Source organism: Bacillus nitratireducens (assembly GCF_036320425.1).
GTDB lineage: Bacteria > Bacillota > Bacilli > Bacillales > Bacillaceae_G > Bacillus_A > Bacillus_A nitratireducens.
This window is the reverse complement of record NZ_JAUMJO010000006.1, coordinates 121,728-136,413: the sequence shown is the minus strand read 5'-3', so window position 1 is coordinate 136,413 and position 14,686 is coordinate 121,728. Positions and strand designations below refer to the sequence as shown.

The window sequence follows — 14,686 nt, the reverse complement described above, 5'->3', positions numbered from 1 at the left end:
TTGCCAAAGTAGTTACACCACGTGAAATATTCTTCAGATTAATTTTATTGGGCTCCCGTACGTAAAAACATTTCCGCATGATAGTTTAGTTCATGTATTATTTCAAAAATGAATTGTAGTAATTTTATTAATTAGTTGTAGAATTTCTTTGTTTTATTTAAATGGATTATTTTAAGTTAATGTGAGTAAGACTTGGTACATATAAAATGTGCTTCTTTTTGTGGTTTTAAAAAGTTTAAAAGGGGGAATGAATTTCTTGAGGAAATCATTTAATCAAAAAGTAAAGAAAATAAGTAGTAGTTTAATAGTTGTATTACTAGTATGTATGAATTTTTTAATCCATTTACCATTTAAAGCAGAGGCGGCTACAACAGAATTAAAAGGTTTAGGTGACGTATCTTATTACAACGCCATCATTTTTGGAGATCATAGTGCAACAAGTGCGGATATTGAAGGTGCGATGGCTGTTCAAAAAAATATGAATGCATCAAGTTATACAGTCTTAGCGGCTGCAACTGGAGCGAACAACTTAGCTGGAGCAACATGGGTAGATGAAGGATATCCATCGTTATTATTAGGTGGTCAATTTACGAAAGCGGGAGCAGGACAAGTAATTATCCAAGATGGAACAGTGGCGATGACAAAAGACGGTGACCCAGAAGGCGCAATGAAAACATCATATGACCGTATCGCTTATAAAGAGCAAGTGGAGATTGATGCTAAATTTAAAGAATTTAGAAAAGACGTTGATGGCGTAATTGGGGATGCGGGCCAATTACACACTGATAAACCAAAACCGAATATGAGCTTTGGAATTGGTGAGGATGTAAAAAATCCTAATATTTATGTTTCTTCAGGGTTAACAGGAGAGAAAACGTTTGATGTAAAAGATGTTTTTCTTCCGAATGTAGATAACAAGGATTTTATTGTTATTTACTCAGATGCGGAAACAGTTAATTTTGCTAGTGGTGCAATTTTGTATGATACAAGAAATACTGGGATGGCAACAGACTTAATTAATACATCTCAAGCATATGATCCTAATTCATCTTTTACTGAGTTAGCTAGTAAGGTCATTTGGGTGTTCCCTAATGCTACAAAGATAACAACTAAAGGATATGGTGTAGTAGGTAGTGTGTTTGCGCCTAATGCTGTTGTAGAGACAAAAGGTGGTTCTATTAATGGACAAGCCTTTGTTGGAGGATTACACCAAAGAGATGGATTTGAGGTTCATAATTTTAAATTTAACTGGCCGAAGTGGAAAAAGCCGGCAGCTGAAAAAGGAAATTTACAAATTAAAAAAGTTGATGAAAGCGATGAAAACATTGTTTTAAAAGACGCAAAATTTGATGTTATAGACAAAGAGAATAATGTTGTGGCTACTGTTACAACAAACGAAAAGGGTATTGCGGAAGTTAAAGATTTACCACTTGGTGACTATTTTGTAAAAGAAATTAGTGCACCAGAAGGATATATAAAAGTTGATACACCAGTAAAAGTAACAATTGATAATACAAAGGTAATTGAAATTGTTATGAAGAATACGAAAAAAGTAGAGAATGGTCAATTTAAAATATTGAAGAAAGATAGTGAATCTGGTCAACTTCTACCAGGTGCAAAGTTTGATGTTATAGATAAAGATGGGAACGTTGTCGAAACAATTATTACAGATGGTAAAGGTGAAGCTTTATCGAAACAACTTCCAGTTGGAACATATACATTAAAAGAAGTTGAAGCACCAAAAGGTTATGAACTATCATCTAGTTTAGTTCATGTTGATGTAGCTGCTAATAAAACAGTGACTGTAGATGTGTTGAATAAAAAGATCGTTGAAAAAGCTACAGGTCAATTTGAAATCGTAAAAGTAGATGCAAATGATAAAGAGAAACTATTATCCGATGCAGAATTTGAAGTGTACAAAGATGGTAAAAAAGTAGATACGTTACGAACAGATAAAACAGGTAAAGTAATATCTACGAAATTAGAACCAGGAAAGTACACATTAAAAGAAACGAAAGCACCACAAGGATATACATTATTAAAAGAAGAAATTGAAGTCGTTGTGGAAGCGAACAAAGTAGTACAAGTACAAGTAGAAAACGCAAAAGAGCTAGGAAGCTTACAAGTAGTCAAAAAGGATGCAGAGAGTGGAAAAGTTCTAGAAGGCGCGGAATTTAGACTGAAGAACGAAAGTGGTCAAGTAGTTGGAGAAGCGAAAACAACGAATAAAGATGGTGTAGTCCAATTCGAAAACTTAGTGCCAGGAAAGTACACGTTAGAAGAAACGAAAGCACCAGAAGGCTACAAAGCAGTAGAAGTAACAGTAGAAGTAAACGTTGTAGCGAATGAAGTAGTAAAACAAGAAGTTATGAACGAAAAAGTAACAGGTCAATTTGAAATCGTAAAAGTAGATGCGAATGATAAAACGAAAGTGTTATCAGGTGCAGAATTTGAAGTGTATAAAGAGGGTAAAAAAGTAGATACGTTACGAACAGATAAAACAGGTAAAGTAATATCTACGAAATTAGAACCAGGAAAGTACACATTAAAAGAAACGAAAGCACCACAAGGATATAAGTTGTTAAAAGAAGAAATTGAAGTCGTTGTGGAAGCGAACAAAGTGGTACAAGTACAAGTAGAAAACGCAAAAGAGCTAGGAAGCTTACAAGTAGTCAAAAAGGATGCAGAGAGTGGAAAAGTTCTAGAAGGCGCGGAATTTAGACTGAAGAACGAAAATGGTCAAGTAGTTGGAGAAGCGAAAACAACGAATAAAGATGGTGTAGTTCAATTCGAAAACTTAGTGCCAGGAAAGTATACGTTAGAAGAAACAAAAGCACCAGAAGGCTACAAAGCAGTAGAAGTAACAGTAGAAGTAAACGTTGTAGCGAATGAAATGGTAAAACAAGAAGTTACAAATGAAAAAGTAACAGGTCAATTTGAAATCGTAAAAGTAGATGCAGAAGATAAAGCGAAAGTATTATCAGACGCAGAATTCGCAGTGTATAAAGATGGTAAAAAGGTAGCGGAACTGAAAACAGATGAGAGTGGAAAAGTGATGTCACCGAAATTACCATTAGGTGAATATACAGTGAAAGAAACGAAAGCACCAGAAGGTTACAAGCTTTCTAATAAAGAATGGAAAGTAACAATTCAAAATGAGAACGAAATAGTAAAAGTAGAGGCAGAAAATGAAAAAGTCTTAGGTTCTCTACAAATTATTAAAACGGATGATAAAGATCAAGCGAAACGTTTAGCAGGCGCAGAATTTACATTGAAAGATGTGAAAGGAAATGTTGTAAAAGAAGGAATTACAACAGATGAGTCTGGAACTGTTAAAGTAGACGGACTAGTGCCGGGTGAATATACGTTAGAAGAGACGAAAGCGCCAGAAGGTTATGAGTTAACAAAACAAGTAATTCATGCAACAGTTGATGGTGAAAAAGTTATTGATGTAAAAGTAACGAATAGTAAGAGCCTTGGTCAATTCGAAATCGTGAAAGTAGATGCGAATGATAAAGAGAAACGATTATCAGACGCAGAATTTGAAGTGTATAAAGACGGTAAAAAAGTAGAGACATTACGAACAGATAAAACAGGTAAAGTAATATCTACGAAATTAGAGCCAGGAAAATACACATTAAAAGAAACGAAAGCACCACAAGGATATAAGTTGTTAAAAGAAGAAATTGAAGTCGTTGTGGAAGCAAACAAAGTAGTACAAGTACAAGTAGAAAACGCAAAAGAGCTAGGAAGCTTACAAGTAATCAAAAAGGATGCAGAAAGTGGAAAAGTTCTAGAAGGCGCGGAATTTAGACTGAAGAACGAAGCTGGTCAAGTAGTTGGAGAAGCGAAAACAACAGATAAAGATGGTGTTGTGAAATTCGAAAACGTAGTGCCAGGAAAATACACGTTAGAAGAAACGAAAGCGCCAGAAGGTTATAAAGCGCTAGAAGTAACAGTAGAAGTAAACGTTGTAGCGAATGAAGTAATAAAACAAGAAGTTACGAACGAAAAAATAGCAGGTCAATTCGAAATCGTGAAAGTAGATGCGAATGATAAAGAGAAAGTATTATCAGGTGCAGAATTTACAGTATATAAAGGTGGTAAAAAGGTAGCGGAACTGAAAACAGATGAGAGTGGAAAAGTGATGTCACCAAAATTACCATTAGGTGAATATACAGTGAAAGAAACGAAAGCACCAGAAGGTTACAAACTTTCAAATAAAGAATGGAAAGTAACAATACAAAACGAGAAAGAAGTAGTGAAAGTAGAGGCGGAAAACGAAAGAATCTTAGGTTCTCTACAAATTATTAAGACGGATGATAAAGATCAAGCGAAACGTTTAGCAGGCGCAGAATTTACATTGAAAGATGCGCAAGGGAATGTTGTAAAAGAAGGAATTACAACAGATAAGTCTGGAATTGTTAAAGTAGAAGGACTAGTGCCTGGTGAATATACGTTAGAAGAAACAAAAGCGCCAGAAGGTTATGAGTTAACAAAGCAAGTAATTCATGTAACAGTTGATGGTGAAAAAGTTATTGATGTAAAAGTAACGAACAGTAAGAGCCTTGGTCAATTTGAAATCGTAAAAGTGGATGCAGAAGATAAAGCGAAAGTATTATCAAATGCAGAATTTGAAGTGTACAAAGATGGTGAAAAAGTAGAGACGTTACGAACAGATAAAACTGGTAAAGTAACCTCTAAGAAATTAGAACCAGGAACATACACATTAAAAGAAACGAAAGCACCACAAGGATATAAGTTGTTAAAAGAAGAAATTGAAGTCGTTGTGGAAGCAAACAAAGTAGTACAAGTACAGGTAGAAAACGCAAAAGAACTAGGAAGCTTACAAGTAATCAAAAAGGATGCAGAGAGTGGAAAAGTTCTAGAAGGTGCAGAATTTAAGCTGAAAAATGAAACTGGTCAAGTAGTTGGAGAAGCGAAAACAACGAATAAAGACGGCGTTGTGAAATTCGAAAACTTAGTGCCAGGTAAGTATACGTTAGAAGAAACGAAAGCGCCGGAAGGCTATAAAGCGTTAGAAGTGACGGTAGAAGTAAATGTTGTTGCAAATAAAGTAATAAAGCAAGAAGTATTAAATGAAAAAGTGAAAGGAAAAATTACAGGTCAAATAGAAATCATAAAAGTAGATGCTAATGATAGAGATAAAAAATTAGCGGGCGCAGTGTTTGAAATTTTGAAAGATGGAACAAAAATAGACACATTAACATCAGATGAAAATGGTAAAGCAACTTCGAAAGAACTAGAGCCAGGAGATTATATTTTAAAAGAAGTTCAGGCACCAAAAGGATATAGTTTATCTGATAAGGAAATTGAATTTACGATTTCTAATCAAAAAATTGAAGTAGTAAAGCTTCAAATTACAAATGAAAAAGAAACAAGCAAAGGTCCAGAGAATCCAGGTGGAGAAACAGAAAAACCAGGCGAAGAAACAGAAAAACCAGGCGAAGAAACAGAGAAGCCGGGTGAAGAAACAGAGAAGCCGGGTGAAGGAACAGAAAAGCCGGGTGAAGGAACAGAAAAGCCGGGTGAAGGAACAGAAAAGCCAGGTGAAGAAACAGAGAAACCGGGTGAGGGAACAGAGAATCCAGGTGGAGAAACAGAAAAACCAGGCGAAGAAACAGAAAAACCAGGTGAAGAAACAGAGAAGCCGGGTGAGGGAACAGAGAAGCCAGGTGAAGAAGTAGGAGAGCCTAACTTACCAGAAAAAGAACAAGGCAGTTCCAATGATCAAAAACTTCCAGCTACAGGACATAATACAAATTACCTTCCATTTATAGGTGTAATTCTTGTGTTATTAGGAATGCGTTTAAGATTTATGACTAAAAATAGCTAATAGATTTATAAAAGGCAGAAGAGAAATGTCATCTCTTCTGCCTTTAAGTTTTTAAATAGAAGCAATAAGGTAAAACCTTCTGTATTGACCTGCAAACGCCCTTCAAGTAAACTAAAGAGAGTTTGCAAATGAAAAGGTGATAATGTTGTTAATTTCAATTAAAACGCTACAAGATGATCGTTTTTTACGTCCGCTGCAAAATATTGGCGGCTTATTTTTTGAAGATAGTACGATTGGATTTGAACAAGAGGAAGCAAATCTTATTGTTGATATACACATTGAAGAGAATGTGAAAGCATCAGCTCGTTTAACAGATGTTGCTACTGGAAATGTGTATGAAGAAACATTCGCAAAAGATTTATCTGCTTTCACAGATGAAAAAGAGCGTATGAAGCAAGTGAAGCACGTTGTTTCTTACGTATATCTTTCTGTACTTCAACAGCTAACTGGACTTGAACAGAGCTGGGGAATTTTAACTGGGGTACGCCCAACGAAGCTTCTTCACAAACTGCTTCAAAATGGTATGTCAAAAGAAGAAGCGCACCAAGAACTTCGTGAAAGTTATTTAATTCATGAAGAGAAAATTGAACTTCTTCAGCGCATTGTTGATTGCCAATTAGCGGTAGTTCCAGATTTATACCGTTTGAAAGAGGAAGTAAGTATTTATATCGGTATTCCATTCTGCCCAACAAAATGTGCATATTGTACATTCCCGGCTTATGCAATTAACGGACGCCAAGGCTCTGTTGATTCATTCTTAGGTGGTTTACATTATGAAGTTCGTGAAATTGGTAAGTTTTTAAAAGAAAAAGGTGTAACAGTTACGACGATTTATTACGGCGGCGGTACACCGACAAGTATTACAGCAGAAGAGATGGATATGCTGTATGAAGAAATGTATGAAGCGTTCCCAGATGTGAAAAATGTGCGTGAAGTAACAGTTGAGGCAGGTCGCCCGGATACAATTACGCCAGCGAAGCTAGAAGTGTTAAATAAATGGAACATTGACCGTATTAGTATTAATCCGCAGTCATACCATCAAGAGACACTAAAGGCAATTGGGCGTCATCATACTGTAGAAGAAACAATTGAGAAGTATCACTTAGCTCGTGAAATGGGAATGAACAATATTAATATGGACTTAATTATTGGTCTTCCTGGTGAAGGGCTAGATATTTTCAAGCACACGTTAGATGAAACAGAAAAGTTAATGCCAGAATCATTAACAGTTCATACGTTATCATTTAAACGTGCTTCTGAAATGACGCAAAACAAACGTAAATATAAAGTAGCAGGTCGCGAAGAAATTACAGCGATGATGCACGAAGCAGAAGAGTGGACGCAAAAGCATAATTACGTACCATATTACCTATATCGTCAAAAGAATATTTTGGGTAACTTAGAGAACGTTGGTTATGCAATGCCGACACAAGAAAGTATTTATAACATTGTTATTATGGAAGAAGTTCAATCGATTATCGGACTTGGCTGTGGTGCATCAAGTAAATTTGTTCATCCGAAGACAGGTGCAATTACGCACTTCGCAAATCCGAAAGATCCAAAATCATATAACGATGGCTTCGTAAAATATACAGAAGACAAACTGAAAATTTTAGAAGAGCTATTTGTATAAGAAGAAAGAGGTTGTTCCGATTTGGAACAGCCTCTTTTTTATATTGTTGTGAGTAAGTTTCTATAATTTCATTTACCAAGAGACCACACTGTTTGTAAAACTATGTCGATAATAATCAGAAAAATTAGTCGGATTATTAAAGGACAATGTCTACTTATAGACGAAATGATAGATTTATGAAAGAGAAAAGGGGGAAATTGTTGGCATGTACATGACGATAGGGAGAATTTTTGATTTAGCAGTTGGCAAGTATCCGAATAAAGAGGCGTTAGTAGAACCAGAAAAAAATATTCGCTGGACATATAAACAGTGGGATGAGCAAATAAATAAAACGGCGCAAGCTCTATTGAAAGAAGGAGTAAGAAAAGGAGACTCTGTATCTGTTTACTTATATAACTGTCGTGAATTTGTAAACGTTTACTTAGCCTGTGCCAAAATTGGGGCGATCTTTAACCCGATTAATTTCCGCTTAAAAGCAAAAGAATTATCGTATATCCTCCAAGATGCAGCCTCGAAAGTAGTTGTCTTTGAAAAAGCAGTCGAATCAACTGTTGCTATGATTGAACGAGATTTTCCAAGTACGTCTTTTTGGTATGTAGAAGACGATACACCTTCCTATGCGAGTTCTTACCATGAAAAAGTAAATGAAGCATCAGCTGAAAAAGTAGATATTGTAGTAGATGAAATGGATTATTGTTCTATGCTTTATACGAGCGGTACGACTGGTCATCCGAAAGGTGTACTACATCGCCATCGTGATATGGCTGAGCATAGTATGATTTGTACGTATTTCATAAAATATAACAGGGATAGCGCCGGACTTGTGGTAGCGCCTTTATATCATTGCGGCGAGTTAAATGCTGGAATCATACCGCGCATTCAAGTTGGCGGAAAGAATGTTATTTTACATCATTTTGATACGGATAGAGTGTTACATACAATTCAAGAAGAGAAGATTACGACGTTTTTTGCAGCACCAACGATGTGGAATATGTTACTGCAAAAAGATTTATCCCAGTATGATTTAACTTCGATGAAAATCGGTGTATATGGCGGGGCTGCGATGGCTCCGGCACTAGTGAAGGAATGTAAAGAGCGTCTTTATATTGATCTTGTCCAAATTTACGGAATGACAGAAATGGGACCGGTTGTTGCGTTTCTCGTGGAAGAGGATCAAATTACGAAAGCTGGTTCAGCTGGAACACCGTGCTTTAGCCATGAAATTAGAATTGTTAAACCGAACGAAGATGCACCAGCAGAGCCAGATGATGTATTGCCTCCTTATGAAGTAGGGGAAATTATTTTGCGCGGCCCGACTATGATGGCTGGATATCATAATCGAGAAGAAGCAAATGCAAAATCGATGTATAAAGGCTGGTATCATTCTGGTGATTTAGGCTATTTCGATAAAGACGGTTATTTATTCGTTGCAGATCGCGTTGATGATATGGTAATTAGCGGTGGTGTAAATATTTATCCACGTGAAATTGAAGATTTCCTTCATAGTCACCCTGGTGTATTAGATGTTGCAGTACTTGGTGAGCCAGATGAATTATGGGGAGAACGTGTCGTTGCGGTCGTTGTAAAGAAAGATGAAAATATTTCAGAAGCCGATTTAGAAACGTATTGTAAAGAAAGTGATGAATTAGCAGATTATAAACGTCCGCGTCATTACTTATTTGTAGATGAACTTCCTCGTAATGCGAGCGGAAAATTACAAAAATTTGTGCTAAGAGAGTCGTTGAAAGGCGCAAAACAATAGGGGGCTATCTTTACAAATAAGATTATCTTTCTTAATAAGGAAATAGTGTCAAGCTCTTCTGTTTTTAGTTTGAGAACGGGCTGTATATAAAAAGTGGAGACTATGTGTCTCCGCTTTTTATTATTCTTGTACGCATATAAGTTTGTTGATGAAAGATTTAATTTATACCTTTTAAAATCGCATGTTTTATTTTTTTGCGAAATCGAGTGATTAGCGTGATGATAATAATACCGAAAATAATTTTCCAAATGTGTTGTTCAAGTACTAGGAATATATTTTCTAAGTTTTCCCCTAACCAGTAACCACCGATTAAGAAGAATGATACCCAAAATAGGGCGCCTGCATAAATTGTCATCGCAAAGCGGCGAAACGGTAAGTTAATAATTCCTGCAAAGTAGCCTGTGAAGTGGCGAACGCCTGGAATGAAAAAAGCGATAAAGATTAGAAAATATCCGTATTTATCAAACCACATTTTCGTTAAATTAATTTTTCTTTCTGTTAAAAATACATATTTCCCGTATTTCTGAATGAAAGGCATACCCAGTTTATTCCCTAAAAAGTATTGGAACGTCATGCCTGCGCTTGTCCCAATAAAGGATAAAACAATTAAAATTGGTAAACTTAAATCACCTTGATGTGATAAAAATCCTGCATAGGCTAATGTTGGCTCTCCTGGAAACGGAAGAGCAATATATTCTAATAGTAATCCGACAAGTACTACATAATACCCATATTGCTGAAATAATTCGTGAATCCATTCCATATTGTGCGCTCCTTTTTATATTGAAGTTGTTATACATCTTTCTCTCTTTCGCACTAATCGAACTGAACCAATAGTAGTAGAAGAGTTTGGCTGGAGGATCTAGGTTAGTATAATTTTTGAAAACTATTCACGATCATACTGAATATAGCTCTTTGCTAAGTAGCAAAGAGCATCGAAGTGTACATGCTACGATTAGTTAAAGTCATAGCGGTATAAAAATACGTTGAAAGCTTCTTCTTTTGGCCCGAAATTCACTGCTTTTTCTTGTATACGTTGGAAGTTTTGTTTGTCATAAAATGTATAGTTACATTCATTATCTGTATATAAATATAAAGATGTTACATCTTCTTTTGTCATGTATTGGAATAAATGGTTCAATAAATGTTTTCCAACTCCAAGACCTCTCGATTCTTCGGATACGATGAATAATTGTATACAGCCTTGAAAATGATCTTCTTTTCCTTGAATGAGTTCTTTATATGTTTTTTGAACCTTTATAAATGCCTTTAAAAATTCTCTATTCTCTTTATTCGTTATGAATAGTTTCATCGTGTTAAAGGCAAAGCTAACAGTATTATGGAATTTCTTTAAACGGTTTTTATCTTTTTCGGAATCGCCTAAAATGACACCGATAACTTTATTATCTTTTTCAGCTACCTTACTAAAGGAACTTCCTAAAATGCAACTGTGTAGATAGAAGTTTAATATTGAATTTAAAAATTTTTTATCTGTAATGAATTCATTAAACCCAAATGCCTCACCAATTAAATGTTTTATAGGCTCATAGTCTTCCTTAACAAGACTTCTATATTTTACTGTGTTCATAATTGTATACTCCCTTTATCGATATAAATGACTTATTATAAATAGTAAGGTCTCCTCTTAGGGGAGAGTCAATGGTTGCATGCGAAAAAATATAAGGGAAGAGATGCAAATGAAAAAGTTATTTTCTATTGGAGAAGTTGCAAAAATAAAGGATATTACGATAAAAGCGCTAAGATACTATCATAAGATGGGGATTCTTATTCCAAAACATATTGATGAATCAACGGGGTATAGATATTATTCTATAGATCAATTTATTCACATCGACATTATAAAAAGCTGTAGAGAGTTGAACACCAGTATAGTAGAACTGCAAGAGATTTTTAAGGAATGTAATACGGATAAATTGCTGCGATTTTTACAATTAAAGAGAGCGGAAGCGGAAGAGCATATAAAGAAAATGAAAGAGGTAATGGAAACGATTGATGACTTACATGCGAAAGTAGGGAGTTCACAGGAAATATTAAAGAATGATGAAATCTCTATTGAATTTTTTGAACAGCGTTATGTCGTTGTTGCGCCTTGTAAAGAAGTAGGGAGTTTACAGGAATTACTGTATTATTCCGATTTAGAGAAAATCGTGCAAGATTATGAAGAGAAAATGACAATGGAGATGGGAATTCTCTACAATGTAAATGGAAATTGGGATGTAGAACCGAAGTATGTTTTTAATAAAGTACGAGATGATGTACATATGGAAGAGATACAAAATATAAAAATATTACCGGGCGGGAAATATATAACATTAGCGTATAGTAAAGAAAATGAGGAAGAACGTCGAAATACCATAATTAAATACATAAAAGAAAATAATATAGAAGTAGAGAGTTTTATTGAAGTGGAGTTAGTTAGTGATATTTTTAATGCGGATACGTATAGTTGTCAAATTCAAATTTTTATAGGGGATAGTGAGAATAAGAAGTTTTGATGCCATAAATTTAGGGATGGGACGATCCCTAAAGCCTAACCCTAAATACATCGACTTAACTGCAAAATAAGATAACGATAGCCTACTTATTAATAAGAGAGACCATCCCAAAAAAATTGGGACGGCCTCATTGGATCATATTATTTACGTGAGAAACCTTCTTCATCAAGGTATTCTGCAGCTTCTGGATAAGAGTTGAATGTACCGTCTAAGTTTACGCCGGCGTAAACGTTCCACATGTCATCCTCTTGAATAAGAGTTAGGATATGACCGTCTTCGTTACGCCATTCTTCTTCGGCAGCAGGTTCCATTGGTGCTACAATTTCCTCTGGCTCCTGTGATAGACGTTCAATTACTTTTTCAATTAATGAACGCAGTTCTTCTTCTGAAAACTCACGGATGTTAATCATGCCTTTATCATCTGTTTTATAACCTTTAATGAAGTTTGCATATACAAATCCGTTTCCATTTGGGTGTAAATGATATACAACGTTCTTTTTATCTAAACGACTTTCTTCAAAGTGAAAGTTGACGCGTTTTAATGATACGTTCTTTCTTTCTAATTCTGGGAAAGATTCAATAATCGATAATTTTTCTTCAAAAGTTAGCATAGTGCCTCCAAGTATATAGTAAAAGATTTAATTTGTTCATTATAGCATAGTTGCAATTGTTTCCAAAGGTAAGGAGGAAACTTTTATTTGGATGCGTTTACGTCACGATACTGTAAAAAGTGGGCTAACGAATGTATTCTTTTAGGTGTACAATGGAACGTGGACTTAATGAGAAGGTGGTTATTTATATGTTTCAAAAAATAGCAAAGGAATGTTTAGCAGGGTTTACTGTTGCGATTGTTGCTTTGCCGCTAGCAATTGCATTTGGTATTGCCGCAACGGGAACGTCTGAGGGAGCGCTAGTCGGATTGTATGGTGCGATTTTTGCAGGTTTGTTTGCGGCGTTATTTGGTGGTACACCGGGGCAAGTAACGGGTCCTACTGGGCCGATTACAGTTATTGCAACAGGTGTTATCGCAACTCACGGATTAGAGGCGAGTTTTATAGCCTTTATGATGGCAGGGGTATTTCAAATTTTATTTGGTGTATGTAAGCTAGGCTCTTACGTTCGGTATATTCCGTATCCTGTTGTTTCAGGGTTTATGAATGGGATTGCACTTATTATTATTTTAGGTGAAATGAAGCACGTACAAAATAGCTTTCTGCTTGTGTTGTTAACGATCATTGTAATGATCGTTTCTGGAAAATGGATTAAGGCCATTCCATCAAGTTTAGTAGCATTAGTAGGTGTTACAGTAGCGTTGCCATTGTTTTCTTCTATGCTACAAGGAATTACGGTAAACTTACCAGTTGTAGGAACTCTTTCTTTAAATAAGATGATTGAAAAGATAGGTGTAATTCCAGAGGCGATGCCATCTCTTCACGTACCAACTTTAGACGCAAATGGTATGTTAGCGCTTGTATTACCAGCACTTAGTATTGCTTTACTAGGATCAATTGACTCATTACTAACATCTGTTGTAATGGATAATGTGACGGGAACGCGTCATAAAAGCAATAAAGAGTTAATCGGACAAGGTATTGGTAATATTGCGAGTGGTTTGTTCGGCGGATTAGCAGGAGCAGGTGCAACTGTTAGATCCATCGTCAATATAAGAAGCGGGGGGAAGACGGCACTTTCAGCTTGTATGCATAGTGTCATCTTATTCATTTTCATTATGGGACTTGGTTCAGTGGTACAATATATTCCGCTTGCTGTATTATCAGGTATTTTAATTTTAACTGGTATTGGAATGTTTGATTGGGAAAGTATGAAGAAGATGCATGTAGCACCAAGAGGCGATGTAGTTGTAATGCTCGTAACGATGTTTGTGACAGTGAAATTTGATTTAATGGTTGCTGTTGCGTTTGGCATTATTCTTTCTTTCATTATATACATGGTGAAGTGTAAAGAACGTAAAGCTTCTATTATAAAAGAAAAAGAAGCGACGTATACAATTCAGGGACCACTTTCATTTCTAACAGTAGATCGTATTTTTGCTTCTTTACAAGATGTGAAGTCACCAGTTATTTTACGGATGAAAGATGTACGCTATATGGATGTATCAGGGGCTATGGCATTATTAAACTTTGTTGAGCAATCGGATAAAGTAGGAGCGAGTGTGACACTGGAACATATACATCCGCATGTTGAAAAGACGATAGTGATGATGGCGAATAATGAGCAAAAAGAGAAATTACGATTTTTAGAAACTAAAGCTATGTAATAATAAGGACTTTCACATGGAATGCTTTGTAGAGTGTGAAAGTTTTTATTATTTTTACTGTGTTTGTTATATTTGGGATTCGTATATCTGGATGTTGCAAGTTTGTTGATAATTGATTTTATACACATTATAGTAACATCTTAGATTAGCAATGTGCTATTATAATAAGGTATATGAATTTTGAGATTCCTTTATATTCAGAAGGAAGAGCTTTAAGCTGGAGGGAATATTTGATGTACAAACAGTTACCACATGGAGTGAAGATCGGGATTACACGATCAATTGTTGTTTCTTTTGAGAGATATATGAAAGAAATTGAATGGAATGAAGAAAAATTTGATATGCAGCAATTTCTTGAACAGTGGAAACAATATTTATACACAAAATCAACTTGGATTAATAAAGTAGACGACGAGTTGAAAGGACATCCAGATTTCCATCAAGCATTAGCGATGAAAGTAAATGAAAAAATTAATGAGCTTATTAGTGAGAAACCAAACGAAGAACAATTAGAGCAGTTAAAACAGAGCGACGTAAAGCATGTTGATGAAATGTGTAAACTAGAAGCGGAGTATCATATGGAACATTTATTAGTAACGAAGTAGATTTTACATAAAAATAGAGCCTATCCTAAAGAGGT

The 14,686-nt window shown here is 35.4% G+C and carries 9 protein-coding genes; 6 read left to right on the top strand and 3 right to left on the bottom strand.

What is annotated here, in order from left to right; all coding sequences use genetic code 11:
• Positions 1-256 precede the first annotated feature (256 nt).
• The 3 genes from Q3V31_RS22615 (at position 257) to Q3V31_RS22600 (ending at position 9,252) form a co-directional block, all read left to right on the top strand.
• Positions 257-5,857 carry a SpaA isopeptide-forming pilin-related protein gene (locus Q3V31_RS22615; RefSeq protein WP_425332959.1) on the top strand — a complete coding sequence of 1,867 codons (5,601 nt, stop codon included), beginning with the start codon at positions 257-259 and terminating at the stop codon, positions 5,855-5,857.
• 142 nt (positions 5,858-5,999) lie between these two features.
• Positions 6,000-7,490: a coproporphyrinogen III oxidase gene (locus Q3V31_RS22605; RefSeq protein ID WP_329767244.1), complete on the top strand. Its 1,491-nt coding sequence runs from the start codon at positions 6,000-6,002 to the stop codon at positions 7,488-7,490.
• Between the two features lie 205 nt (positions 7,491-7,695).
• Positions 7,696-9,252 (top strand): fatty acid--CoA ligase, encoded by a 1,557-nt coding sequence (locus Q3V31_RS22600; RefSeq protein WP_000281966.1) that lies wholly within the window; start codon positions 7,696-7,698, stop codon positions 9,250-9,252.
• Between the two features lie 157 nt (positions 9,253-9,409).
• Here the strand turns inward: Q3V31_RS22600 and Q3V31_RS22595 are convergent, their stop codons facing one another.
• Together Q3V31_RS22595 and Q3V31_RS22590 are read right to left on the bottom strand one after the other, a co-directional pair.
• Positions 9,410-10,015 (bottom strand): DedA family protein, encoded by a 606-nt coding sequence (locus Q3V31_RS22595; protein WP_000454768.1) that lies wholly within the window; start codon positions 10,013-10,015, stop codon positions 9,410-9,412.
• A 192-nt stretch (positions 10,016-10,207) separates the two neighbouring features.
• Complete coding sequence (locus tag Q3V31_RS22590; RefSeq protein ID WP_016128785.1) at positions 10,208-10,840, bottom strand: GNAT family N-acetyltransferase; 633 nt, start codon at positions 10,838-10,840, stop codon at positions 10,208-10,210.
• Positions 10,841-10,919: 79 nt separating this feature from the next.
• Between Q3V31_RS22590 and Q3V31_RS22585 the strand changes: the two genes are divergently transcribed.
• Complete coding sequence (locus Q3V31_RS22585; RefSeq protein WP_097808441.1) at positions 10,920-11,768, top strand: MerR family transcriptional regulator; 849 nt, start codon at positions 10,920-10,922, stop codon at positions 11,766-11,768.
• Positions 11,769-11,908: 140 nt separating this feature from the next.
• On the opposite strand, the gene Q3V31_RS22580 is transcribed toward Q3V31_RS22585, so the two are convergent.
• The gene (locus Q3V31_RS22580) at positions 11,909-12,379 is read right to left on the bottom strand and encodes a hypothetical protein (protein WP_000955001.1); all 471 of its coding nucleotides are present in this window, start codon (positions 12,377-12,379) and stop codon (positions 11,909-11,911) included.
• 188 nt (positions 12,380-12,567) lie between these two features.
• On the opposite strand from Q3V31_RS22580, the gene Q3V31_RS22575 reads away from it, so the two are divergent.
• Together Q3V31_RS22575 and Q3V31_RS22570 are read left to right on the top strand one after the other, a co-directional pair.
• A complete protein-coding gene (locus Q3V31_RS22575) occupies positions 12,568-14,046 on the top strand; it encodes a SulP family inorganic anion transporter (protein ID WP_329767243.1) in 1,479 nt (492 codons plus the stop codon).
• A 233-nt stretch (positions 14,047-14,279) separates the two neighbouring features.
• On the top strand, positions 14,280-14,651 hold the full coding sequence (locus Q3V31_RS22570) for a hypothetical protein (protein WP_329767242.1): 372 nt from the start codon (positions 14,280-14,282) through the stop codon (positions 14,649-14,651).
• The last annotated feature ends 35 nt before the right edge of the window (positions 14,652-14,686 follow it).

Coding starts and splice junctions, on each gene's coding strand:
- Q3V31_RS22605 (WP_329767244.1), top strand. CDS start 6,000: ATGTTGTTAATTTCAATTAAAACGCTACAAGATGATCGTTTTTTACGT.
- Q3V31_RS22600 (WP_000281966.1), top strand. CDS start 7,696: ATGTACATGACGATAGGGAGAATTTTTGATTTAGCAGTTGGCAAGTAT.
- Q3V31_RS22595 (WP_000454768.1), bottom strand. CDS start 10,015: ATGGAATGGATTCACGAATTATTTCAGCAATATGGGTATTATGTAGTA.
- Q3V31_RS22590 (WP_016128785.1), bottom strand. CDS start 10,840: ATGAACACAGTAAAATATAGAAGTCTTGTTAAGGAAGACTATGAGCCT.
- Q3V31_RS22585 (WP_097808441.1), top strand. CDS start 10,920: ATGCGAAAAAATATAAGGGAAGAGATGCAAATGAAAAAGTTATTTTCT.
- Q3V31_RS22580 (WP_000955001.1), bottom strand. CDS start 12,379: ATGCTAACTTTTGAAGAAAAATTATCGATTATTGAATCTTTCCCAGAA.
- Q3V31_RS22575 (WP_329767243.1), top strand. CDS start 12,568: ATGTTTCAAAAAATAGCAAAGGAATGTTTAGCAGGGTTTACTGTTGCG.
- Q3V31_RS22570 (WP_329767242.1), top strand. CDS start 14,280: ATGTACAAACAGTTACCACATGGAGTGAAGATCGGGATTACACGATCA.